The 24,651-nt window shown below is 73.5% G+C and carries 17 protein-coding genes; 5 read left to right on the top strand and 12 right to left on the bottom strand.

Annotation, left to right across the window (positions count from 1 at the left end):
* Nucleotides 1-16: 16 nt before the first annotated feature.
* The 7 genes from fxsT to BSL84_RS07460 form a co-directional block, all read right to left on the bottom strand.
* Entirely contained in the window at nt 17-4,018 is a 4,002-nt protein-coding gene (fxsT, locus tag BSL84_RS07490) for an FxSxx-COOH system tetratricopeptide repeat protein (RefSeq protein WP_030027956.1), read from the bottom strand.
* Entirely contained in the window at nt 4,002-5,393 is a 1,392-nt protein-coding gene (locus BSL84_RS07485) for a TIR-like protein FxsC (RefSeq protein WP_234308384.1), read from the bottom strand. The genes fxsT and BSL84_RS07485 overlap by 17 nt, the downstream gene beginning before the upstream one ends.
* Nucleotides 5,394-5,436: 43 nt before the next feature.
* The gene (locus tag BSL84_RS07480; RefSeq protein ID WP_420711149.1) at nt 5,437-6,285 is read right to left on the bottom strand and encodes an aminoglycoside N(3)-acetyltransferase; all 849 of its coding nucleotides are present in this window, start codon (nt 6,283-6,285) and stop codon (nt 5,437-5,439) included.
* Nucleotides 6,282-8,534 carry a radical SAM/SPASM protein FxsBH, inactivated beta-hydroxylase extension form gene (gene fxsBH / locus BSL84_RS07475; RefSeq protein ID WP_199838710.1) on the bottom strand — a complete coding sequence of 751 codons (2,253 nt, stop codon included), beginning with the start codon at nt 8,532-8,534 and terminating at the stop codon, nt 6,282-6,284. The genes BSL84_RS07480 and fxsBH overlap by 4 nt, the downstream gene beginning before the upstream one ends.
* Nucleotides 8,535-8,562: 28 nt before the next feature.
* A complete protein-coding gene (gene fxsA, locus BSL84_RS07470) occupies nt 8,563-8,727 on the bottom strand; it encodes an FxSxx-COOH cyclophane-containing RiPP peptide (protein WP_075970048.1) in 165 nt (54 codons plus the stop codon).
* Nucleotides 8,728-8,920: 193 nt separating this feature from the next.
* Entirely contained in the window at nt 8,921-9,823 is a 903-nt protein-coding gene (locus BSL84_RS07465) for an alpha/beta fold hydrolase (protein ID WP_037664611.1), read from the bottom strand.
* A gap of 787 nt (nt 9,824-10,610) precedes the next feature.
* Entirely contained in the window at nt 10,611-11,645 is a 1,035-nt protein-coding gene (locus BSL84_RS07460; protein WP_075970047.1) for a DUF3533 domain-containing protein, read from the bottom strand.
* Nucleotides 11,646-11,842: 197 nt separating this feature from the next.
* On the opposite strand from BSL84_RS07460, the gene BSL84_RS07455 reads away from it, so the two are divergent.
* The 3 genes from BSL84_RS07455 to BSL84_RS07445 all read left to right on the top strand — a co-directional run bounded on the left by BSL84_RS07455 (nt 11,843) and on the right by BSL84_RS07445 (nt 17,357).
* Nucleotides 11,843-15,340, top strand: a complete 3,498-nt coding sequence (locus tag BSL84_RS07455; RefSeq protein WP_234363421.1) for a DNA polymerase III subunit alpha — start codon at nt 11,843-11,845, stop codon at nt 15,338-15,340.
* Entirely contained in the window at nt 15,337-16,341 is a 1,005-nt protein-coding gene (locus BSL84_RS07450) for a DNA polymerase Y family protein (RefSeq protein ID WP_075970045.1), read from the top strand. The genes BSL84_RS07455 and BSL84_RS07450 overlap by 4 nt, the downstream gene beginning before the upstream one ends.
* 155 nt (nt 16,342-16,496) lie before the next feature.
* The gene (locus BSL84_RS07445; RefSeq protein WP_030033077.1) at nt 16,497-17,357 is read left to right on the top strand and encodes an esterase/lipase family protein; all 861 of its coding nucleotides are present in this window, start codon (nt 16,497-16,499) and stop codon (nt 17,355-17,357) included.
* Between the two features lie 40 nt (nt 17,358-17,397).
* Here the strand turns inward: BSL84_RS07445 and BSL84_RS07440 are convergent, their stop codons facing one another.
* The 3 genes from BSL84_RS07440 to BSL84_RS07430 form a co-directional block, all read right to left on the bottom strand.
* Nucleotides 17,398-18,498 carry a lytic polysaccharide monooxygenase auxiliary activity family 9 protein gene (locus BSL84_RS07440; RefSeq protein ID WP_075970044.1) on the bottom strand — a complete coding sequence of 367 codons (1,101 nt, stop codon included), beginning with the start codon at nt 18,496-18,498 and terminating at the stop codon, nt 17,398-17,400.
* A 234-nt stretch (nt 18,499-18,732) separates the two neighbouring features.
* Entirely contained in the window at nt 18,733-19,215 is a 483-nt protein-coding gene (locus BSL84_RS07435) for a DUF402 domain-containing protein (RefSeq protein WP_075970043.1), read from the bottom strand.
* On the bottom strand, nt 19,200-20,153 hold the full coding sequence (locus tag BSL84_RS07430) for a GNAT family N-acetyltransferase (RefSeq protein ID WP_045324291.1): 954 nt from the start codon (nt 20,151-20,153) through the stop codon (nt 19,200-19,202). The genes BSL84_RS07435 and BSL84_RS07430 overlap by 16 nt, the downstream gene beginning before the upstream one ends.
* 125 nt (nt 20,154-20,278) lie before the next feature.
* On the opposite strand from BSL84_RS07430, the gene BSL84_RS07425 reads away from it, so the two are divergent.
* Nucleotides 20,279-20,668: a GntR family transcriptional regulator gene (locus tag BSL84_RS07425; protein ID WP_234308600.1), complete on the top strand. Its 390-nt coding sequence runs from the start codon at nt 20,279-20,281 to the stop codon at nt 20,666-20,668.
* Between the two features lie 72 nt (nt 20,669-20,740).
* Here BSL84_RS07425 and BSL84_RS07420 read toward each other — a convergent pair whose 3' ends face one another.
* Nucleotides 20,741-21,835: a DUF5925 domain-containing protein gene (locus tag BSL84_RS07420; protein WP_037664765.1), complete on the bottom strand. Its 1,095-nt coding sequence runs from the start codon at nt 21,833-21,835 to the stop codon at nt 20,741-20,743.
* Nucleotides 21,836-22,040: 205 nt separating this feature from the next.
* Between BSL84_RS07420 and BSL84_RS07415 the strand changes: the two genes are divergently transcribed.
* A complete protein-coding gene (locus BSL84_RS07415; protein WP_030031904.1) occupies nt 22,041-22,844 on the top strand; it encodes an SGNH/GDSL hydrolase family protein in 804 nt (267 codons plus the stop codon).
* Here the strand turns inward: BSL84_RS07415 and BSL84_RS07410 are convergent.
* A complete protein-coding gene (locus BSL84_RS07410) occupies nt 22,814-24,520 on the bottom strand; it encodes a serine/threonine-protein kinase (protein ID WP_075970042.1) in 1,707 nt (568 codons plus the stop codon). The genes BSL84_RS07415 and BSL84_RS07410 overlap by 31 nt on opposite strands.
* Nucleotides 24,521-24,651: the final 131 nt, after the last annotated feature.

The raw sequence follows: 24,651 nt of genomic DNA, 5'->3' as shown, positions 1-24,651 counted from the left end.
GCCACCCTCCGTCGGATCACACGGCGAGAGGCTCCAGATCCCGGTGGATCCGCCGCTCGTCACGGGCGTACCGGGTGAGGCTGTGCTCCTCGCCGAGCAGCCGGGTCAGCTCGGCCACCACCTCGGCGCGCAGCCGGGCCGCCTCCTCCCTGCGCCCCATCGAGTCCAGGCTGATCGCCATGTTGGAGCTGCTCGCCAGGGTCTCCGGATGGTGCGCCCCCAGAGCCTCGCGCAGCCGCAGCACCGCGAGCCGCTCCAGCTCCAGGGCCCCCTCCGGATCGCCCAGGTCGGCGCGGGCGTTGGCCAGGTTGAGCTGGGCGAAGACCGTGTGCGGGTGGTTGTCGCCCAGGACGTCCCGCATCAGCCGGATCGTGTGCCGCAGCATCGCCTCCGCCGGTTCCGCCGCACCCGTGCCCCAGTGGAAGACCGCCAGGTTGTTCACGGCCGCCAGGGTGTACGGGTGCCGCTCGCCCGGGACCTTCATGTACTCGTCCACCACCTCCTGCGCCAGATCCCGCGCCCCGCCCGGGTCACCGGTCGCGAACAGGTCCGACGCCAGGTTCAGTTCGCAGGAGAGCAGGTCCGGGTTGACCGAGGTGTACTTGGCCCGGTAGCGGGCCCGGGTGGCCGTGGTCAGCCGCAGCGCGTCCTCCAGCTGCCCCGCCCTGCGCAGCGACACCGCCAGGTTCTTCGCGGCCGACAGGGTGCCCGGGAACGCCCGGCCCAGCGTCCGCTTGTAGATCTCGTACGTCCGGCTCAGCAGCTGCACCGAGTCCTCGTACCGGCCCACCTCGCGCAGGTCGCGGGCCAGGTTCTGCGCGGAGGACAGGGTGTACGGGTGCTCCGGCCCCAGCACCTCCGTGCGCAGGTCGTACACCTCGGTGTCGATCTCACGGGCTCTGGTGTACTGGCCCACCAGCCGCAGGTTCAGCGCCAGGTTGTTCGCCGCCGCCAGCGTGCGCGGATGCGCCTCGTGGAAGATCTGGCTGAACCCCTCGTGCGCCTCGGTCGCCAGCTCCATCGCCTGCCCGTACTGGCCCAGTGCGCCGAGGGTGTTGGCCAGACCGCTCATGGTCATGTACGTGTGCGGGTGCGAGGGCCCCAGCACCGCCTTCTGCCGTTCCAGCGTGACCTCGTCCAGCTCCTTCGCCTCCACGAACCGGCCCTGCGAGCGCAGGATGTTCGACAGGTGGAAGCGCAGGTACAGGTACTGGAGGTCGTCGTTGCCCAGCATCTCCTTCCAGGCGTCGCGCAGTTCCTCGCCGAGCTGGTAGGCGGTCTTGAAGTCGCCGCGCTTCCACAGGTAGCGGACCCGGTCGATCAGCAGCCTGCGCGTCTCCGGCTCCTTGCAGTACCGGGCCTCGGACGGCGAGAGGTGCGACCAGATGGTGTTGAACCGGGGCCACGTCTCCGGGTTGTCGATCGGCTCGTCGTCGTCCGGCCGGGCCCCGGCCAGGATCCGGTGGACGGCGTGCCGGGCCTCCCGCTGCTCCTCCTCCGGCATCTGCGAACGGATCACCGCCTGCACCAGCCGGTGCACCTGGATGCTGTTGCTGACCTGGTCGACCTTGGCCAGCGCGAACCGGCCGATCTCCCGGATCACCCGCCCCAGCACCAGCTTCTCCTGGAGGGAGGCGTCGTACGGCTTGAGGGCGTCGATCATCTCCTTGCTGTACAGCAGGTTCGCCGAGATCGGCTCCGGCGCCAGGAACGCGCACAGCTGGAGCAGCCGCACGGCGGCCGGGGAGCGCGACTGGAGCCGCTCTATCGAGATGTTCCAGGTGGCGGCCACCGGCTCCGGATATCCGGGCGGCTGGTTCAGCCCCAGGACGCTCGCCGTCTGCTGGGCCAGCTGTTCCAGGTACGCGGCCACCGGCGTCGCGGTCTCCGCGATCCAGGCGCCCGCCTGCTCCACGGCCAGCGGCAGGTCGCCCACCGCGATCGCGACCTGCTCGGCGTCCTCCTTGCCCAGCCCGGGGGCCCGGCGCTGAAGGTGCTCGATGGACTCCTCGCGCAGGAACACGTCCACCGGCAGCGCGTCACCGTACTGCGACCAGGACTGGTTGCGGGAGGTCACCAGCACATGGCCCGGACCGCCCGGCGGGAAGAACCGCTTGAGGGCCTCGGGATCGTCGGCGTTGTCGAAGACCAGCAGCCAGCGGGAGGACGGCACCCCCCTGCGCAGCAGGTCGATCGCCTCCTGCGAGGCGGCCGCCATGTCCTCGCCCGTCTGCGCGCCCAGCCGTACGGCCAGCTCCGCGAGCGCGGCGACCACCTCGTCGGTGTGCTCCGAGGAGATCCACCACACCAGGTCGTAGTCGGCCATGAACCGGTGCACGTACTCCAGTGCCACCTGGGTCTTGCCGACACCGCCGAGGCCGAACAGGGTCTGCGGCTGCGGCAGCACCACCGCCATGCCGCCGCCGAGCTGGTCGCGCATCCGCTCCAGCACGATGCTGCGGCCGGTGAACCCCGGGTTGCGGGGCGGGGCGTTCCAGATCTTCGGGACGGTCCCCGGGAAGCGCGGGCCGGGCTGCGAAGCGCTCGCCACGCTGTCGGGCAGGGCCATCGGCCGCTCCACCGCACGCAGCAGCGCCGCCGTGGCGTGCACCTCGTCGAGCCGGAAGAGGTCCACCGGGTTGCGGTCGATGTACGGCGTGGCGAGCCGTACGTCACCCACCCGCAACGGCACCAGCTGACGCCGACCGCCCGTCGGGTCCTCGGCCGCGGCCCGCTCCCACACGTCCACGGCCCGCGCCGACTTCAGGTACGCCGTGGACAGCAGCACCACGGTCCGGGCCGCGGTGTCGACGCTGATACCTGTACCGCCGCCCAGGGTGTCACCGCCGGCGGAGGCCGTGGCGCCCGCCGCCGGCGGCTCGGCCGAGACGTCCTTGGGCACCACCCGGAACCCGGCCCGGGTCAGTACCGACTCGATCCAGTCGGCCCACATCCGGTTCTCCGCGACATAGGACAGGAACAGGTCCGCCGGCAGCGCCGGCCGGCGCCGGGTGAACGCGTCCCTGATCCGCAGCCGCACCTCCTCGCCGATCGCCGGCATGGAGGTGATCTCGCCCTCGGTGACCACGGCGGTCAGCCGCTCGAAGGCGGAGAGCAGCGAGTTCGTCAGCCCCGCCTCGTCGCCGAAGGTGGCCAGCGTCTCCTCGTAGGCGTAGTAGGGCCGGTACGGGATCTCCACCGCGCCCCAGTAGGAGGTGAGCTCGTCCCCGACCAGGCCGCCCGGGAACCGGTCGAACTTCAGCCGGGCCAGCGCCCGCCCCGCGTCGGCCTTCTCCTTCTCGCCCTCGTCGATCCGCATCGGGACCGGGTAGATCTTGATGCCCCGGTCGTTGAACCGCTCGTCGATCTGGCGGGCCACCGACGCGGCGCCGTCGATGGACTGGTCGGACAGGGTGAAGCAGTCCACCAGGATGTCCGGCAGGTGCACGGTGCAGATGTCCGCGATGTCGGACAGGCCGGTGCGGCTGTCGATCAGGACGTAGTCGTAGTTGCTCTTCATGTCCGCGCGTAAGGCGTCGAAGAACAGGCCGCCGCCCAGCCGGTCGTAGAAGTTGTCCCAGTCGAAGGTGGACACGGTCGCGGAGTACTCGCGGTTCTGCCGGCCCGCCGAGACGAAGTCCAGGGTGCCGCCGTCCGGGAACTCCCAGCCCAGCGTCTCCGGAGTCAGCGAGACGGCGTGCGGCTGTATCCGCGCGTAGTCCTTGTGCCAGTCGTCCGCCCGCGCCACCGGACTGGTCGCCGCCCACGCGTACTCGCTGATCAGGTCGATGACCCCGGTGGTGGCCCCGAGCGTCGACGGGTCCAGGAACGGGTGGAAGAAGCGGTGCAGGCCCGGGGCCTCCAGGTCCCAGTCCACGGCCAGGACCCGCTTGCCGTTGGCCGCCAGGATCCAGGCGGTGTTGGCCAGCGCCATGGTGCGGCCCGTACCGCCCTTGTACGAATAGAAGGTGACGATGCGTCCGTCACGGCCGTCACCGCTGTCACGACTCGCTGTCATCCGCGTCCCCCCGGTCGGTGTCGTTGCTGTCGTTGCCGTCGTTGTGGCCGCCGAACGTGTCGGGCGGGAAGGGCGCCGGCCGCGGGGCCGGAGGCCCGCCCATCCCCATCGGCCCCAGCAGTCGCGGGCGTTCGGTGGGGGAGTTGCCGGCCGGCAGGTAGACCTGGGCGTGTCTGAGGAACTGCTGCGCCGCCGCCTCGACCACCTGCGGCAGGATCTGGCCGAGCGTCTCCATGTTCGCCACGCCGTTGGCGGCGGCCCGGCAGGCCGCCCGGCCCTGGCCCATCTTGACCGGCAGGGTCTCCTCCAGCCGCCGCGCCAGCTCCAGCTCCTTCGCCCGGCTCTGGTGGTCGTAGCGGTTCCACGGCACCACCACGTTGACCCACGGACGGGACTCCTGGTCGAAGGCGGCCAGACGCCGGCGGCGGTGCTCGTCCTCCACCACCCAGCGGTCGACGATCAGGATCTCCGGCCGCGTCGGCGGCTGCTTGCTGTCGTAGTGTCCGGCCTCGTCGTCGAAGGAGCCGATGCTCGTCTGGTAGTTGAGGTTCTTGACCAGGTCCTCGGCGACGTAGGCGATGGGCCGCTGCGCCACCGGGTGGTACGGGTTCCACTCCAGCGCGCTGTCCCCGTAGTACTCCGGGCTGCGGCCGTCCGGCAGGTCGTGCCGGGAGGCGGCGGCGACGGTCACGTGCAGGGTGCGGGCGGGGCTGCCGCCGCCCGCGGGGCCGAAGGCGCTCGGCACGCCCCGGTAGTCCAGCGGGCGGACCGGTTCCAGGCGGACCGTCTCGGCGACCCGCACGATGCGCTTGGCGAGCTCGTACACCGCCCGCTCGTACTGCTCGGCGTAGCCCCGCAGTTTGATCAGCCCGTACAGCCCGTCGGTGACGTACCGCTCGCCGAAGGTGTTGTGGTTGAACTGCAACCGCTCGGCAGGGCCGGGGAGTTGGGACGGCGGGACCGGCACCCACAACGCCGGCACGATGGCCTCGGCCGGCTGGTTGCTCAACGCCCCCTGGTGGATCGCCCGCTGCGCGAAGGCGTACCACTCCTTGCCGCACATCTCACTGGCGAAGTACCGCGGCGAGAACAACGGCACGAAGACCCGGCAGGTGGCGAGCGCCGCCCCCAGCCGCTCCGACCAGCCCTCGCCGCTGCGTATCTCCCGGTCCATGAAGCCGGCCTCGGCCCCCGCCGGCAGGTCCGTCAGCGCCATGACATGGCTGCAGAGATCACGGAACAGGCGCTCGACCCACATGTCGGGGTCGGGCCCCCCGGCCCCGAATCTCGGTGTATGCGCATAACTGAGAAAAAAATACGGCTGCACTGATGCGGGCACACGCCCCCCGTCCCGAAGCTGCGAGCGAAGAAACATCATTCCGGAGCTGCTTCGCCACATCCCCTCATCGTCCAGTCAATCAGCGTCTGTTTTCGGTCATCCAGTCAAGGGAGTGGTCGACGGCGTCCGGGACGGAGAAGAGCATGGCCGACGCTCCCGCGACCCGCCCCCTGCGCACCCGCGAATCCGGGAACGCCCTGCCGATCTCCGCGAAATCACCGTCGTCCAGCGCGACGTCCTCGTATGCGGTCCACACCCCCTCCTGACGGGACCCCTGACGCCCCTCCGGAAGGTTCACCTTCACCACACACTCGTACATGCGCAAGGGGGGCTTCGGAATTCGATACTCCGCGAGATGGAAGGCAGTGCAGACAGAAAACCCCACATTGATCATGAGTACCTGCCCGCCCTCCCAGCACAGCTTTCCCAGGGGCGACTCCTCGCCGAGGTGGCACTCAAGGCGGTGACCGGCGCAAAGGCGCTCCGCGTCCGCGCCGAGCGCGGCGAAGGACGTCTGGGGATGGGAACTGCGCGCAGCCCCCGGAGCCGTGCGGACGGACTCCGCGAAGGAGCCCATGCCGTGGCTCGGAGTGCTCGCCGGGTCGAAGGCCGGCATCCGGTCGACGAAGGCCCGCACCTCCGCCTCGTCCATTCCGGCGATCCGCTCCAGGTGGGCGCTGGACGTCCTGGAGTTCTCCGGGGTGAACGCGGGCACCACCAGCGTCCCGCGCGGGCCCAGGACCCCCCTCAGGGCGTCACGCAGCTGCTCCGCGCGCAGCCCGGTCCCGCGCAGGGACGCGTGCACCAGCAGCCGCATCCCCGGCCGGACCCCGAGCAGCCGCAGCTGCACCGCGAGCTGCAGGGCGCCCGTGCCCCGGCGGCCCCGGCCCGGACCCGCCGGGGCAGGGGCGGCGGAGTGGCCGCTCACGCGCCGACCGCCTTCAGCTCGTAGCGCAGCTCCGCCACCAGACGCTTGCCGGTGACCGTCAGCTCCGCCGCCGCCGACAGCCGGTCCAGGGCCTCGTGGATGCGCTCCGACCCGCCCGGCTCGGGCCCGGACGTCGCCCGCCGGTACGCCTCCACCGCCACCCGCTCGTGCACATCGGCCAGCAGCCGCGACACCGGCACCGGCCGCGACCGCCACGGCGACGGATGCTGCCACTCCCCGTCCAGCGCGTACAGGTCGGCCACCTCGGTCAGGGCCCGCAGCCGGGTCCGCCGCCGCCCGGTCAGCAGCGCCAGCGCCGTCTCCCGTACGCCCGCCGCGTACGGCACCCCGAGCGCCCCCGGCCCGCTCCGGCCCGCCTCGCCCCAGCCGCCGGCCCGCGGGCCGCCCGCGAGCGGCGTCAGCGTGGTCAGCCCCGCCGCCGCCGTCCGCGCGAACCCGGGCACCGCCCTGTGCAGCAGCGCCCAGGCCCGGTCCAGCCTGCCCCGCCACTCCTCGGCCTCCCCGGCGCCGAGCCGCAGCCTGGGCGGGCGGGGGAAGCAGTTGCGGTACGGGTCCAGGTCCTCCAGCGCCACCTGCGCCGCGTCCGGGCCCGGCGACCAGGTGCGGACGGGCTGCCAGCGGGCATCGCCCGCCGCCGGCCCGAAGCGGTGCTCGGAGCGGCCGTCGCGCACGGCGTACCCCTCTTCGGTGGCGCGCAGCGAGGCCCGGCCCTCCGTGCCCGGCTCCCCGAGCCGCAGCAGCCCGAGCGTCGGCAGATACACCTCGCCGTCCCGGTAGGCCACCTCGGCCGGCAGGTCCAGCCCGCCGCGCAGCACGGCCGCCGCGGCCAGCGCCGTGAGCCTGCGGGCCGCCTCCGCGCCACCGGTGCGGCCCTCCCGCCCCGCGTCCAGGGCCGCGAGGACCCAGGTCCGGGTGAACGGGTGGTCCAGTACGGCGTCCAGCGCGTCGGCGCCCGCCTCCCCGGCCCGCTCCACCGCGGCCACCAGCTCCCAGGCGTGCGCCCATTCGGGGTCGTCGGCCAGGTCCGCGTTCAGCCGGGCCAGCAGGATCCGGGTCAGCTCCTGCTGGGAGCGGGCCAGTTCGGCCGGGTCGGACAGCTGCGGGGCGGTCTCCCGGTGCGCGGTGCGGCCCTCGATCCCGTCCACGAGTTCGCGCAGGTCGGTGCAGTAGACGGAAGGGTTGTCGAAGCCGTTGCGGTCGCGGTAGCGGTGGGTGTAGAGGCCTCCCCCGCACGAACGTACGACGGGGCAGCGGCGGCACGTGTCGCTGACGCCCGCCAGGCCCAGCTGCCGGGCCCGGACCCCGGGGTGGGCCGCGACCTGGTCGAAGGCGTGGTCGAAGACGTTGAAGCCGGTGGCCGCGGCCCCCTCGAAGGCGCTCTTGAGGGAGTCCACCTGCTCCAGGGTCCCGTCGGTCTCGACGACGACGAGGTCGGTGGGCGCGAGGCCGAGCGACTCCGTGAGGCTGGGCCCGCCGCGCAGGGTGGACAGTACGGACTCGAAGAGCCGGACGGGTACCGGGCGGCCCAGCCGCTCCCAGTGGTCGAAGACGCGCAGGAGCCAGCGGGCGTAGGCGTCGGGGGCGCCGTCCGGCCGGGCGGGGGGCGTCTCCCACGTGGCGTGCGGGAGGAGGAAGTCCACGCGCGGGGGGCCGAGTTCGACGAGCGCGTCGAGCACGGCGACGGGATCGTTGGCCACGTCCACGGTGCAGAGCAGACCCTGGTAGAGGTGGCGGTAGGGCTCGGAGCGCAGCAGCGCGACGGCGGCGAGGACCAGCGGGTGGCTCGTACGGCCGTCCGCGAAGCGGCGGTGGCGGTCGTTCGCGGCGCGGTCCCCGTCGAGGGAGACGCCGACGCGGACGCCGAACTCCGCGAAGAGGTCGAGGTGGCGTGTGCCGAGCTGGAGGCCGTTGGTGTGGATCCGCAGGTCGAGGGTGGCGATCCCGGTGAGCGCCCGGCTGAACTCCTCGCAGACGAGTCGGAGCCGGGCCGTGCCCGCCAACAGGGGTTCCCCTCCGTGGAGAATCACCGTGACGGAGGGGAGTGCATGGTCACGGGCATGTTCGGCGAGCCTCGACGCGGTCCGTGAAATAACCTCGGGGGAGATCACTTTCGGCCGGGCTCGCCAGCTCTGATCTGCGTGTTCGTAGACATAGCAATGATCACAAGCAAGATCGCATCTGCTGTGAACTTTCAGGACGATCTCGCGAAATGCGATCAGGCCGGTCATTCCGCCAGTCTAGAGCGCTTACTCCGTGTCAGAGCGCGGAGTTGAAGATCGGTGCCTGAACCGGACGGCCGGATTCGGCGGGCAGCACGCGGCCGAGCGTCGCGGCCGCGGCGGCGGTCTCGACGTCGATCTTGGCGAGCGGGACCCGGCGGGCCTTGACCGTGCTGGTCGGGGGGGTTGCGGAAGTGTTCACGACACCGTCCTCGGGGAAGCCATATGGAATGGGCATGTGAATGACAACAGCGACGCGCTGCCGTCAAGCGTGGACTTTACTCGGCCACACCCCATTGGCAACCGAGACATGACGCCTGGTCAACCGTTCTATAGCGAGTGCGGCGTATTTCCCGAGGTGGCGCATTCGGCCGTTCGCCGGACGGCAGGATCCACTACGCGGACCGTTGTTCGCTCAGGGGCGGGGTGGGCAGGTCGCGCAGCAGCCAGTTCAGTACGTCGGGCAGCGCGCGCAGCGCGGCGAAGTGCGCGGCGGCCGGCTCGATCGCGGTGGTCGCCCCCGGGATCCGGCGGGCCAGCCAACGGGAGTGGCCCACGGGGGAGAACACGTCGAGCTCCCCGTGCCAGATCAGCACCGGACAGCGGATGTCGGCGGGGTCGAAGCCCCAGGGACGGCTGAAGGCGAGGACGTCGTCGATCCAGCCGTACGCCGAACGGCGCAGCCCCTCACGGTAGTTGCGCAACAGCATCGACCGCAGCCCGGCATCGGAGACGATCATGCGGTCGTTGTCGGTCAGTTCCCGCCGCAGCTCGTCCAGCAGCCGCCCCGGGTCCTTGCGGATGCCGTCGGCACGCGGGATCAGCCGGGCGGCCAGCTCCTCGGGATCGGTGGAGGCGGTCGTGTACTCCCTGACGTTCGATGCGGCCATCCCGGCGAACCAGTCCAGGTCCTCCGCGTCCCGGGGGGCCAGCCCGACCATCGCCGCGGTACGCGTGACCCGGTCCGGCAGCAGGGCGGCGCAGGCCAGGGCGCCGGCGGCGCCTCCGGAGCGGCCGGCCACCGCGAACCTGTCCAGGCCGAGGGCGTCGGCCACGGCGGCCACGTCATGGGCCACGTCGGCGACGGTGCGGCCGGGATGGCGGTCGGAGTCGCCGTAGCCGGGTCTGTCGTAGGCGATGAGCTGCATCCGGCGCTGGTAGAGAACCATGCCCCGGGGGGCCGGTCCCAGGCGGCTGCCGGGCATGCCGTGGAGCAGGAAGACGGGCTTGCCGTCCGGATCGCCCCAGCGCTCCACGGTCAGAGCGCGCCCGTCCGCTGTGCGCACCTGATCGCGCACGCGCTCCCTCCCTCACGGTCGATGTGAGTCGTCACGGCGATTGTGCGCGCTGGGGGAGGAGTGCGGTAGGGCGCACTCGGCGTTCGCGGGGCGCCTTCTGGGGCCCTGCCCTTTCGCTCCCGCGGGGGGTGGCGGTTTCGGGGTGGCCCCCGGGCCGGTGTGCTGGGGCTCTGCCCCAGGCCCCGCGCCTCAAGCGCCGGCGGGGCTTGGGTGGTGCGGGCGGTCGCGGGGCCGGGCCCTTCCGCTCCCGCGGGGGTGGCCGTTTCGGGCGTCGGCCGGGGCCGGTGTGCCGGGGCCCCTCCGCTCCTGTGGGGGGTTGCGGTTTGGGGGTGGCCCCCGGGCCGGTGGTGCTGGGGCGCTGCCCCAGGCCCCGCGCCTCAAGCGCCGGCGGGGCTGGGATGGTGCGGGCGGTCGCGGGGCCGGGCAGGGGTGTCTCCTCGGCTCGGCGAGCGCGAGCGATCACCACGGTGCCCGGCGGTGACGCCTCGTCCTGCGGGGACACCCCTCCCCGTCCCCGCTCCAACCGCGACGAGAAAGGTGTCCCCAAAGCCCCCTCGGCGGCTACCGAGTACTGGCGGAGCCACACCGTGGGGTGGGGACACGGCGGAGTGTCCCCGCAGGACGAGCGCGCACCACCGATCCACCTCCGCAATCCTGGGCACCGCGCGAGCCGAGGAGACATTCCGGCGGGGCACCGCCCCACACCACCCAAGCCCCGCCGGCGATTGAGGCGCGGGGTCTGGGGCAGAGCCCCAGCACCACCGGCCCGGGCCGACGCCCGGAACCGTCACCCCCGCGGGAGCGGACGGCTGTCCGCCGTGGGGGCGGTCGCGGCGGAGCCCAGGGTGACCGCCGCCCCCACGACGGCCCACGCGGCCAGGACGAGCATCGGGCCGCCGACGCCGTTTCCGCCGAAGTAGGTGATGGAGCGCGCGGCGTACGTGCCCGCGCCCGGCGGCAGCGCCGGGCCGATCGTGCTCCAGAACGGCGGCAGCAGCGGGTACGGGTAGGCGCCGCCGGCGCTCGGGTTGCCGAGGACCACGACCAGCAGGATCGCCAGGCCGATGCCGATGACGCCCGCCACTCCCTGGAAGGCGAGGGTGATCGCGCCGACGGCGAAGACGACGAGCGTGCCCAGTCCCCACAGGCCCGGGAGGCTGCCGGGCAGCGCGTTCAGGACCGGGCCGGCGATGACCGCGCCGAGCAGTCCGGCGGCGAGGGAGTACACGAGCAGCGCGCCGAGCCGGATCGCGGCGCGGTGGGTGTTCGCGGGCCGGGCGCCGGCGCTGATCGCGAGGATCGCGGCGCACAGGTAGCCGCCCACGCACCAGCCGATGACGAGGTAGAAGGAGCTCAGGCCGCGGCTGTCGCCCTTGGCGGCCGGGGCCACGTCGGTGACCCGGACCGTGCGTCCCTGGGCGCGTTCGGCGGCGCCCACGACTTCCTCCAGGGCCTGGGAGAGCGAGGCTCCGGCGCCGGAGGCGACCAGCAGCCGGTCGGCCGGGCCGGCCGGGTCGACGATCAGGGCGCCGTCGACGTCCCGGTTCTCGACCTGGGCGCGCGCGGCGGCCTCGTCGTCGACGACCCGGGGGGCGAGCGGGTCTCCGGGCAGCGCGCCGAGCTGTTGCGCGGCCCGCTCGGCGGCCGGTGCGGCGGGCGCGGCCACGGCGATGGGGATGTCGTGGGGCTTGGGGTGGTGGAAGGCCCCGATGTACGAGGTGACGAAGGCGAGCTGGAGGGCGAGGACGCCCAGGACGAGCAGCGCCGCCCGGGGGGTCACGGCGTCCTTGAACTCGGCGAGGAAGCCTTGGGGCGGGGTCATGTCTCACACGCTGGGCGTGCGGGGGGCGGCCCGCAGCAGGGGCGGGCCGAACGGATGACCCTCAGGTGATCGAACAAGTGTTTCGCACGGATATTCGAATTGCTCTATGGTGGAGAGCGGGGGTGGTGTTCTACGAGCGAAGCAGGAGGCCGCGGGTGCCTGGTTTTACGCATCTGCACACCGTTTCGGGGTTCTCCATGCGCTACGGAGGATCGCACCCGGAACGGCTGGCGGAGCGTGCCGCCGAGCGGGGGATGGACGCCCTCGCCCTGACCGACCGCGACACCCTGGCGGGTGCGGTCCGGTTCGCGAAGGCGGCGGCGCAGGCGGGCATCCGGCCGCTGTTCGGCGTGGACATGGCGGTCTCGCCCGCCGGGTCCCCCGCGGCGGGATCGGCCGGGCCGGGGGGCTCGACCGCGCCCGCCGCGGGCGGCGGTCCGGGCGAGGTCTCGTACCGGCGGCGCACCCCCGTCAAGGGCGGGGCCTTCCTGGACGAGTCCGCCGCCCGGGCCGTCTTCCTGGCCCGGGACGGGGCCGCCGGCTGGGCCGAGCTGTGCCGGATGGTCACCGCCGCCCACGCGGCGTCCGCCGAGGTCCCGCTCGTGCCCTGGGACGCCCTGCGCGGGGAAGGCGTCCTCGTCCTGCTCGGCCCCGGCTCCGAGGTGGGGCGGGCGCTCGCCGCGGGCCGCCCCGACCGGGCCGCCCGGCTGCTCGCGCCCTGGCGGGAGATCTACGGCGACTCCCTGCGCCTGGAGGCAGTCCACCACGGCCGTACCGGCACCGGCCCCGGCTCGCTGCGGCTGGCCGCCCGTACCGTCGGCTTCGCCGCAGAGCAGGGCGTCCCGGCCGTGCTCACCAACGCCGTCCGCTACGCCGACCCCGGCCAGGGCCCGGTCGCCGACATCCTCGACGCCGCCCGCCGGCTGGTCCCCATCGACGGCCGGGGCCCTCTCGACACCGGCGAGCGCTGGCTCAAGGACCCCGCCGCCATGGCCGAGGCCGCCGACCTGATCGCCCGGGCGGCCGGCCTCGGCCCCGCCGACGCCCGGCGCCTGCTCGCGCAGACCCGGCACACCGCCGAGGCCTGCCGCGTGGACCCCGAGGACGACCTCGGCATCGGCTCCGTGCACTTCCCCGAGCCCCGGCTCGTCGGCGCCGCCCACCGCAGCGCGCAGCGGGTCCTCGCCTCCCGGGCCTCCGCCGGCATGGTGCTGCGCGGCTACGCGGACGACCCCGCCTACTGGGAGCGGATGCACCACGAGCTCGACATCATCGCCCACCACGGCTTCGCCTCGTACTTCCTGACGGTCGCCCAGGTGGTGGACGACGTACGGGAGATGGGCATCCGGGTGGCGGCCCGCGGCTCCGGAGCCGGCTCCCTCGTCAACCACCTGCTCGGGATCGCGCACGCCGACCCCGTCGAGCACGGCCTGCTGATGGAGCGCTTCCTGTCCAAGCGCCGGCGCGTCCTGCCCGACATCGACATCGACGTGGAGTCCGCCCGCCGGCTGGAGGTCTACCGGCGGATCATCGACCGGTTCGGCGCCGAGCGCGTCGCCACCGTCTCCATGCCCGAGACCTATCGCGTCCGCCACGCCATCCGGGACGTCGGCGCCGCCCTGTCCATGGACCCGGCCGTCACCGACCGGCTCGCCAAGGCCTTCCCGCACATCCGGGCCCGCGACGCCCGCGCCGCCCTGCGGGAGCTCCCCGAACTGCGCGACGTGCGCGGGGAGTCGTACGGGCGGCTGTGGGAACTCGTCGAGTCGCTGGACGCGCTGCCGCGCGGGATCGCCATGCACCCGTGCGGGGTGCTGCTCTCCGACGCCTCGCTGCTCGCCCGTACGCCGGTGGTCCCCACCAGCGGCGAGGGCTTCCCCATGTCCCAGTTCGACAAGGACGACGTGGAGGAGCTGGGACTGCTCAAACTGGACGTGCTGGGCGTGCGGATGCAGTCCGCGATGGCGCACGCGGTCGCGGAGATCCGGCGCGGCACGGGGGAGGAGCTCGACCTGGACGACCCGGCGCAGGTGCCGCCGGGCGACCGGGCCACGTACGAGCTGATCCGTTCGGCCGAGACGCTGGGCTGCTTCCAGATCGAATCGCCGGGCCAGCGGGACCTGGTGGGACGGCTCCAGCCGGCCACCTTCCACGACCTGGTCGTCGACATCTCCCTCTTCCGCCCGGGGCCGGTGGCCGCCGACATGGTGCGGCCCTTCATCGAGGCCCGGCACGGGCGGGCGCCGGTGCGCTTCCCGCACCCGGACCTCGCCGACGCGCTGCGCGAGACGTACGGGGTGGTGGTCTTCCACGAGCAGATCATCCAGATCGTGGACGTCATGACCGGCTGCGGCCGGGACGAGGCGGACCGCGTGCGGCGCGGGCTGTCCGATCCGCCGTCGCAGGCACGGATCAAGGTGTGGTTCGCGGCGAAGGCCGCCGAACGCGGCTACTCGCTGGAGGTGATCGCCCGTACCTGGGAGATCGTGGAGGCCTTCGGCTCGTACGGCTTCTGCAAGGCGCACGCGGTGGCCTTCGCCGTCCCCACCTACCAGTCGGCGTGGCTGAAGGCGCACCACCCGGCTGCCTTCTACGCCGGGCTGCTGACCCACGACCCGGGGATGTACCCGAAGCGGCTGCTGCTGGCGGACGCGCGGCGGCGGGGCGTGCCGGTGCTGCCGCTGGACGTGAACCGGTCGGCGGTCGCCCACCGCATCGAACTGGTGTCCGAGACCGGTGGGGTGTGGGGGCTGCGGCTGGGGCTCACCGACGTCCACGGCATCAGCGAGGCCGAAGCGGCCCGGATCGAGTCCGGGCAGCCCTACGCCTCCCTGCGCGACTTCTGGGACCGGGCCCACCCGGGACGCCCCGTCGCCGAACGGCTCGCCCAGGTCGGGGCCTTGGACTCCTTCGGCGCCAACCGGCGCGACCTGCTGCTGCACTTGACGGAACTGCACGGCGCACAGCGCGCGGCCGGCGTGCGAGGCGCCCAACTCCCGCTGGAGGGAGGCCGGTCCACGGCGTCCGTCGGGCTGCCCGACCTCAGCGACGCGGAACGGCTCAGCGCCGAGCTGGGCGTCCTCGGCATGGACGCCTCCCGGCACCTGATGGGCGACCACCACGCCTTCCTGGCCGAGCTGGGAGTGATCCCGGCGCGCCGGCTGCGGGAGGCCGAGCACGGGCGGACCGTCCTGGTAGCGGGGGCCAAGGCCGCCACCCAGACCCCACCGATCCGCTCCGGGCGGCGGGTCGTCTTCACGACACTGGACGACGGCACGGGCCTGGTCGACCTGGCCTTCTTCGACGACAGCCACGAGCGGTGCGCGCACACCGTCTTCCACTCCTTCCTGCTGCTGGTACGAGGTGTCGTGCAGCGCAGGGGACCGCAGAGCCTGAGCGTGGTCGGAGCGGCGGCGTGGGACCTGGCCGAGCTGGTGGAACTGCGGGCGGCGGGCGGCCTGGACGCGGTGGCGGCCCGGCTCGCCGAGCCGCCCCCCGCCAGCGCCTCCGGCGAACCGGCCGCCGAGGGCGGGAGCGCGGCCGCCCCCGGGGAGCCGGCGGCGAAGGGCCCCGGGCGCACGATCCGCATGTCCACGGGGTACGAGATGAACCCCTGGGCCGACCTCCAGCCGCCCGGCACCGGCCCCGCGACCGGCCGCAAGCTGTGGCACTCCAGCCCGGGGAGCGCGGGATGAGCCCCGCCGGGAAGGCCGTGATGTGCCTGCGGCTGCACCCCGCCGGCGGAGGGCCGCTCGGGGCGCGGGAGTACGCCGGGGTGCTCGCCCTGCTCGGCGGCATCACCCCGGACGTGCAGGCCCTGCCGCCGGACGCCGCCCTCGCCGATGTCCGCGGCGCGCTGCGCTACTTCGGCTGCGACGCCCCCCGGCTGGCCGCCGTGATCCGGGTCCGGGCCCTCGCCCTGTACGGCGTGGACGCGGCCGTCGGCGTGGCCGGAAATCCCATGCTGGCCCGGGCCGCGGCCCGCGAGGCAAGGCCCGGCGGGACCGTCGTGCTCCCCGAAGACCCCGCCGCCGTACGGGACTTCATGGCGGACAAGCCCGTCACCGCGCTCGACGGGGTCGGGCCCAAGGCCGCCCGCACCCTGTGCTCCTACGGCCTCGATTCCGTCGGCCGGGTCGCCGCCGCCCCGCCCGCCGCCCTGCGGCGGATCCTCGGCGCCCGGCTCGGCCGCGAGGTGCACGAGCGCGCCCTCGGGATCGACCGGACCCCCGTCCGGCCGGGCGCGGCCGCCCGCGCCGTCGCCGCCGAGCGGCTCTTCGACCGGGACGAGCTGGATCCCGGACGGCACCGGCGGGCGCTGCTCTCGCTGACGGAGGAGCTCGGCGCGAAGCTTCGTACGCAACAGGACGGGCAGGTGTGCCGGGTCCTCACGCTCGCCGTCCGCTGCGCCGACCGCACCACGCTCACCCGGACCCGCACCCTGGCCGAGCCCACCGCGCACTCGACGGCCCTGACCGCCACGGCCTACGCCCTGTACGAGGGCCTCGGCCTGCAACGGGCCCGGGTCCGCGCGCTGTCCCTGCGGGCCGAGGAGCTGATACCGGCCGAACGGGCCGCACGGCAGCTCAGTCTCGACCCAGAGGACGAGAAGGCGCGCCGGCTGGAGGCGATCACGGACCGGGTCCGTACGCGCTTCGGCCCGCACGTCATCGCCCGTGGCACGCTGGCCGCCTGACGATCGATCGGGCGACACGCCAGTTTTTACCGACGCGTAACTTCCCTGTGTTGCTACTCACACGTAATTTAGCGGCAGCAGCTCCCCTTTGTGATCCGGATCACGGGACGAATCCCCCACTCATCCCCTTGAGTCGACCGCAAGGAGATCACCCGATGCTGCCCTGGAGACGCCTGCTCCGCCCGCTGGCCGTCCTCGTCCTCACCGCCGCCGCGCTCGTCGCCCCCACCGGCGCGGCGCAGGCCGCGTCCGCCCCCAGCCGCGGCTGGAACGACTGGTCCTGCAAACCGTCCGCCGCCCACCCCCGCCCCGTCGTCCTCGTCCACGGAACCTTCGGCAACTCCTGGGACAACTGGCTGGGCTTCGCCCCCTACCTCGTGAACCGCGGGTACTGCGTCTACTCCCTCGACTACGGGCAGCTGCCCGGCGTGCCCCTCTTCAACGGGCTCGGCCCCATCGACAAGTCCGCCGAACAGCTCGACGCGTTCGTCGACAAGGTGCTCGCCGCCACCGGCGCCTCCAAGACCGACATCGTCGGGCACTCGCAGGGCGGCATGATGCCGCGCTACTACCTGAAGTTCCTCGGCGGCGCGGCGAAGGTGAACGCGCTGGTCGGGCTGGCCCCCGACAACCACGGCACGACCCTGCTCGGCTTCACCAAGCTCCTCCCGTACTTCCCCGGGGCCGAGGACCTGATCAGCAGCGCCACCCCCGGCCTCGCCGACCAGATCGCCGGCTCCGCCTTCCTGCAGAAGCTCAACGCGGGCGGGGACACCGTCCCGGGGGTGAAGTACACGGTGATCGCCACCAAGTACGACGAGGTGGTGACGCCGTACCGGAGCGGCTTCCTGGAGGGGCCGAACGTCCGCAACGTCGTGCTCCAGGACCTGTGCTTCCTGGACCTCTCGGAACACGTCGCCATCGGGCTCACCGACCGGATCGCCTGGCACGAGGTGCTCAACGCCCTCGACCCGGCCCACGCCGAACGGACCACCTGCGCCTCGGTCTTCTCCTGACCGGGGCGCGGGCGGTCCGCCCGGTGTGAAGTCCTACCGGTCAGCGGCCGTGGCGGCCCGCCGTCGTCGCACGGCGGCGGGCCACCGTGAACAGCACGGCCGCGCCGAGGGCCAGCGCGCCGGCCCCGGCGACGGCGATGGCCGGGGTGGCGCTGTTGCCGCCGGTCTCCGCCAGGTTGCCGCCGGCCGGGGCGCCCGAGTCCGCGGAGGACGACGAGGACTGGGAGGGGAGCGGGGCGCCGGCCGCGCCGTTCGTCTTCGGGTCGTTGTCGCCGTGGCCGTTGTGCTCCACGGAGGACTTGCCGGCGCCGTCGGCGATCTGCTGGTCGGTCGGGGCGGAGGGCTTGTCCGCCGGCTTGTCGGACGGCTTGTCCGACGGCCCGGATCCGTTGCCGGTCCCGGCGTTGTTCCCGGTGCCGTTCCCCGCGCCGGGCTCGGTGCTCGGCGCGGCCCCCGTACCGCCGCTGCCGCCGTTCCCGCCCTTCCCGCCGCCGTTGTCCTTGCCGAAGACCACGTCCGAGCAGGTGTAGAAGGCCTCCGGGCTGTCGGAGCGCTGCCAGATGCTGTAGATCAGGTGCCGTCCGGACTTGCCGGGGACGGTCCCGGAGAAGACGTAGTCGCCGTTCTGCATGCCCGGGTCGGTGGCCTTCGCGAACGGCGCGGGCTCCAGGTCGGACCACTTCAGCGGCTTCGCCGGGTCGTAGCCGTCCTTCGTGATGTACAGCTCGAAGGAGCCACGGTGCGGGGCCGTGCCCTTGTAGCGGAAGGTGTGCGGGCCGGCGGACAGGGGGCTGGCCGGCCAGTCGGCGCGGGCCAGGTCCAGGCCGCGGTACTTGTCGTTTCCGGCCGAGCACAGCTGCCCGTCCGGGATCAGCGACCGGTGGTTGCCGGCCGCGTTGGCGATGTTGACGGCGTTCCAGTCGTAGAGCGCCTGCGTCCCGCTCGCGGCGACCGCGGCCTTGCACGCCGCCGACTTCGGCGACTCCGGTCCCTCCGCGTAGCACGCCGCGACCCGGCTGACCGGGTCCGTCATGGAGCCGTGGGCGGCCGCGGGAACGGCGGCGTACACGGCCAGCGCGAGCGGGGCGAAGCCGGCGGCGGCGATACGGATCGGCGTCACGGTACGGCGGCGTGCGGACATGAGTGGATCTCCTTCGGGCAAAGGCAGGGGTGCGCCGGCGGAACGGGGCTCGGCGGCGCCGCCCCCCGGCGGCGCCACGACCGGCCCTTCCTGTCCTGGCCCTGCCAAGCTAGCCCCCGGACCACGCCTTTTCGCCGTACAGACCCCCCAGGAGAGGATCCTTAGGCTCCGCTTAAGGAAGGCAAAAGAGCGGGATCAGGAAGGGGCCCTCCGCATGCCCGCGGAACGGCAGCCTCATCGAAGGAGCGCGGCCAGGCCGGCCGCGGAGCGGGCCTGGTCGTCCAGGGCGTCCAGGGCGCGGACCGCCCGGGCCGCCGCCTCCGGGTCCTTCGCGGCCAGGCCGCTCTCGGCGAACTCGTCCTCGTCCAGCCGCAGTACGGACGTCCCGTCCGCCGAGACCCACAGGTCGAGATCCAGGTCCTCCACGATGATCTCCCCGCTGCGGACCAGGGCCGGACGTGTCACGTCGCAGTACCAGCCCTTCAGGGCGCCGTCGCCCGTCCGGACCTCCTTGACCGCGTACCAGCGCGTCCGCCAGAAGTGCTCGGTGAACACGTCGCCCGGCTCGAAGCGGACGAAGCCGAAGTCCCGTACGCCCTCCGCGGCCCAGGGAGCCCGTACGCGGATGTGGTCACCGTCGTCGGCGATCTGCGTCGCCGGATAGCGGATCTTGGTCCGGCCCGCCTTGGTCAGGACGACGGTCAGTTGCCCGGCCACGGTGACCCCAGCTTCCTCGTGTAGTGCGTCTCGGTCGCGCAGATCTCGTACCCGAACCACCTGTTGATGGCGAGCATCGGTTCGTTCCCCGCGTCGTTGCCGGTGAAGGCCTCCGTGCAGCCGGCCGCGCGGGCGCGGTGCAGGGAGGCGTTCTTGGCGAGCTTGGCCAGGCCGCGGCCCCGGAACAGCCGCAGTGTGCCGGTCATCGCCGAGCTGTAGCGGGAGGCCCCGTCGGTCCGGGCGGCGGCGAAGGCGACCGGCTGCCCGTCGACCAGGGCGACGATCGTGAGCTTCTTGTCGAGGGTGGGGTGGTGCCAGGTGTGGGTCAGCCAGTCCTCGTAGTCGTCGAGTTCGGCGCCCACGTCGCTCGGCTCGTCGGCCGTCGTCTCGGCGTCGATCGCGAAGAGGGGCCTGGGGTCCGCGGCGAAGGCCTCGGCGGGCAGCAGCTCCACCCCGGCCGGGAGGGCCTGCGGGAGTGCGGGCAGCTCGGCCGTCGTGAGGTCCAGGCGCAGGAAGTGCGCGGAGCGGCCGGGGCGGTAGCCGCGCCGCTCGGCGAAGGCGCGGTGCGCGGGCTCGTCGAGGACCCAGGCGTACGAGTCCACCGCCCCCCGGGCGACGAGGTGCTCCTCGGCCGCGCGGAGCAGGAGCCGGCCGGCGCCGAGGCCGCGGCGGGCGGGGGCGACGTACGCGTTGACGTAGCCCTGGCCCGGCCGGGGGCTGTCGTGGGCGATGCCGACCTCGGCGGTACCGACGACCTCGCCGTCCGGGGTCTCGGCGACGAGGACGCGGTGGTGCCGGTCGGGGTGGGAGCGGGAGAGCCCGAAGGCCACGTCTGCGGCGGTGGTGACCAGGAACGGCAGGGCCGTGCGGCGCACCCGTACCACCGACTCCGTGTCCTGGAGGTCGTCCGGACGGAGATCGCGGATCAGAACGGTCATGGGCCAGACGCTACGTGCGTGCTCACGCCGGGCGCCTCCCAATTAGGGCCTGTATCGAGTTGCCTCGCGACGCCGCGGGGCAACTCGATACAGGCCCTGACCGCCGATGGTGGACAATCAGCCCCGTGAGCTCGACGAACCTGAAGATCACCATCGACGGCTCGGCCGGGTCGGCCGCCCCGTACGAACAGCTGCGCGCGCAGATCGCCGCCCGGGCCAGGTCCGGGAAGCTGCCGGCCGGATTCAAGCTGCCGACGGTACGGGGGCTGGCGGAGGACCTGGGGCTGGCCGCCAACACCGTCGCGAAGGCCTACAGGGCGCTGGAGGCCGACGGGGTGATCGAGACGCGGGGCCGCAACGGGACTTTTGTCGCGGCGGCGGGGGAGGGCGCGGCGCGTGAGGCGGCGTCGGCCGCGCAGGCGTTCGCGGAGCGGGCGCACCGGCTGGGGCTGACGGAGGCCGAGGCGGTAGCCGCCGCCACCGCAGCCCTCCGTGCCCGGTACGCCGCCACGTAGCCGCCCCTGCTGCCGGGGGCTCCGCCCCGGGCCCCCCGCGCCTCGATCGCCGGCGGGGCTGCTTCTCGGCCCTTAGAGGTAGAGGCCCGCCTCCGAGTGGGTCTGCGGGGGCAGGACCGCCGCCGGGCCCGTGCCGCGGCGTAGGGCGAAGAGTTCCGCCAGGGTCGCCCCCTCGCGGGAGACGCCCTCCTCGGTGCCCAGCCAGTCCACCGCCTCCCGGTGGGTCAGCCGGCCGACCTCGATGCGGGCCAGGCAGCGCCCGGGGCGGACCACCGCGGGGTGGAGCCGTTCCAGATCCTCGTTGGTCGTCACGCCGACCAGGACGTTGCGGCCCTGGCCCAGCAGGCCGTCCGTCAGGTTGAGCAGCCGGGACAGCGCCTGCCCGGCCGTGTGCCGGGCCTCGCCGCGGATCAGCTCGTCGCAGTCCTCCAGCAGCAGGAGCCGCCAGCGGCCCTTCGCCGTGCCCTCGTCCTCGCCGATCGCGATGTCCATCAGGTAGCCGACGTCGTTGAACAACCGCTCCGGGTCCAGGACGCAGTCCACCTGGCACCAGTCCCGCCAGGAGCGGGCCAACGTGCGCAGGGCCGAGGTCTTGCCCGTGCCCGGCGGGCCGTGCAGCAGGAGCAGCCGGCCCGCGATGTCGTCCGGGGTCACCTTCATCAGCCGGTCCATCGCCGTGGCGACCGGCGCGGTGTAGTTGGGCCGCACCTCCGCCCAGGTCCCGGCGGCGATCTGGCGGGTCGTCCGGTACGGGCCGCGGCGCGGGGAGACGTACCAGAAGCCCATCGTCACGTTCTCCGGCTGGGGCTCCGGCTCGTCCTGCACGCCCTCGGTGGCCTGGCCGAGCACGCCGGCGGCGAGTTCGTCGCTGACCGCCGTCACCGTGACGTCCGCGCCGCGGCTCCACCGGGAGACCAGCATGGTCCAGCCCTGTCCTTCGGCGAGGGTGGCGCTGCGGTCGCTGTCGCGCGCCGAGCGCAACACCGTGGCCTCCGGCGGCAGGAGGGTCGCCTCCGCCTTGACCCGCTCGATCGACACGCTGTGCGAGTAGGGCTGCTCGCCCGAGGCGAACCTGCCGAGGAACAGCGCGTCGACGACGTCCGACGGTGAATCGCTGTCGTCGACGTTGAGCCGGATCGGCAGCGCGTCATGCGGGTTGGCTGGCATGGCGCCCATGATCCGGCACGAGGTGCCCTCGTGCACCCGTGTTTCGCCGGATCGGGTGCCGAGTTCCCCCTTCAAACGCAGGGGGAGTGAAGATTCGGGCCTGGACTCTGCTCCGAACATTCTTGGCATGGACACTTCCGGCAACCCGCGGCTGCTTGTACGAACAACTCAGGAGTAACCCCCACAAGGAGCCGCACACATGAGCATGAAGATGTCGCGCCTCGCTGCCCTGACCTCCTCCCTCCTACTCGCCACGAGCGCCGCCCTGTTCGGCGCCGGCCAGGCGGCCGCCGCCCAGGCCGACTTCGGCTACGTCGCCCTCGGCGACTCGTACTCCTCCGGACTCGGCGCCGGCAACTACGACGGCGCCAGCGGAAACTGCAAGCGCACCAACCGCGCCTACCCCGCCCTCTGGGCCGCGGCCCACTCCCCGCAGACCTTCGCCTTCACCGCCTGCTCCGGAGCCCGTACGGGTGATGTGCTCTCGGGTCAGCTCGGCCCCCTCAACTCCGGGACCGACCTGGTCAGCATCACCATCGGCGGCAACGACGCGGGATTCTCCGACGTCATGACGACCTGTGTGCTCCAGTCCGAATCCACCTGTGTCAACCGCGTGAACCAGGCCAAGGCCTACGTGGACTCCACCCTCCCCGGCAAACTCGACCAGGTCTACAACGCCATCGACAGCCGGGCCCCCGCCGCCCGCGTCGTCGTCCTCGGCTATCCCCGCTTCTACAAGCTGAACGGCACCTGCACCGCCGGCCTGACCGAGGGCGAGCGCGCCGCCATCAACGGCGCCGCCGACCACCTGAACGCCGCCATCGCCAAACGCGCCGCGGACCACGGCTTCGCCTTCGCCCCGGTCGCCGGCACCTTCACCGGTCACGAGATCTGCTCCGGCAGCCCGTGGCTGCACAGCGTCAACTGGCTGAACATCGCCGAGTCCTACCACCCGACGGCCGCCGGACAGTCCGGCGGCTACCTGCCCGTGCTCACCAACGCGGCCTGATCCGGCCCGCCGTCCTCCGGGCTCGCCGACGGACCGTCCGTCGGCGGCTCCGGAGACGGACTCCCGCCGGGAGAGGCGGAGGCCTCGCCCGTCGGGGTCGCCTCCTCACACGTCACGGAGGTCGCCACCCACTCGGTGGCGACCTCCGCCGGTCCCCGCACCTCCAGCCGCACCGCGTCCTCGAAGGCCGTGCCCGCATCGTGCGTCAGCTCGGTGTGCTCCAGCCGCCGGCTCCTCGGTCCGGCCGCCTCGTACGTGACGGACTGCCAGCCGGCACCGGAGGTCCGCCCGCTCCGCGTGGCCCAGCGGTACTCCAGGGTCACCGGGACGCTCTCCACCTCGACGGTCGCGGTGAAGGAGGGCGCGTGCCCGGCCGGCGGCGGACAGCTCCCGGTGTACGCGGTGCGCACCGCGTCGACGTACACCGACACGTGCTGCCCCGCGGAGGGCGTGGCCGAGGGCGACGCGGGCGCGGACGCCGGTGCCGTGTCCGCGGGAGCCGTGGTGGCGGCCGGAGCGGTGGTCGCCGGGGTCGTGGCCGCGCCCGAGTTCCCGCGGCGGCCGTCCCCGTCCCCGAGGTCCTTCAGCAGCACCCAGCCCAGCACGGCCAGGGCGGCCAGCAGGGCGATCGCGACGGCGAGCACGGGCCCGGCAGCGCCCCCGCCCCCGCCGGCCGCGCCCCGGCCGCCTCCGGTCCCGGCCGACGCCGCCGTACCGCCCGCCGGCACCGGCCCGCGTACCGCAGCCGGCGGCCCGTACGGCCCCGCTCCGCCAGGTTCGTGCCCGCGGAGGCCCGTCGGCGTAGGTGTGTCCGGTCCCGACACCGGCCCGCCGGACGCCCGTACGGCCCCGCCCGCGCCCACCACCCGCAGCATCCGGGCCGCCTCCGCCGCGTCCAGCCGCTCCGCGGGGTCCTTGCGCAGCAGCCCCTCCAGTACGGGTGCCAGCGGACCGGCCCGGCGGGCGGGGGGCGGCTCCTCGTCCACCACCGCCCGCAGCGTGTCCAGGGCGGTGGCCCGCCGGAAGGGGGTGACCCCCTCGACGCAGGCGTAGAGCATCGCCCCGAGCGACCACAGGTCCGACCCGGGGCCCGGATCGCGCCCCAACGCCCGCTCCGGTGCCAGGTATTCGGGCGAGCCGACCACCTCGCCCGTCATGGTGATGGCCGAGGAGCCCTCCAGGCTCGCGATCCCGAAGTCGCTGAGCACCACCCGTCCGTCGTTGGAGACCAGCACGTTGGCCGGCTTCACGTCCCGGTGCAGCACCCCCGACTCGTGCGCGGACCGCAGCGCGGCCAGGACCTGCTCACCGACGTGCGCGGCGCGCTGCGGGGCCATCGGCCCCTCCGCCTCCAGCACGTCCGCCAGGGAGAGCCCGCGCACCAGCTCCATCACGATCCAGGGCCGGCCGTCCTCGGAGGCGACGTCGTAGACCGTGACCACCCCGCGGTGCGAGACCCTGGCGGCCGCCCACGCCTCCCGCTCCAGCCGCCGGTACATGCGCCGGAGTTCGGCTTCGTCCAGCCCGGCCGGCGCGCGTACCTCCTTGACGGCGACGTCGCGCGCCAGCACCTCGTCCCGGGCCCGCCAGACCACGCCCATCCCGCCGCGGCCGATCTGTTCCAGCAGCCGATAACGGCCCGAGACGACACGAACGGAGTTGGCTTCCTCACTCACGCGAGCCCCCCGAATGCTTCTGTGCGCCCATGTGTCATCGACCGGTCACTCCAAGTTAGCGCAGGGCGCGCCGCGGAGGCTCCTGTCGTGACGAGACTCGCGCCGCGCTCTTCCGGAGCGTGATTTTCACG

It is taken from the genome of Streptomyces sp. TN58, assembly GCF_001941845.1.
Lineage (GTDB): Bacteria > Actinomycetota > Actinomycetes > Streptomycetales > Streptomycetaceae > Streptomyces.
The sequence above is the reverse complement of the archived record's forward strand: the minus strand, read 5'-3'. Positions and strand labels throughout refer to the sequence as shown.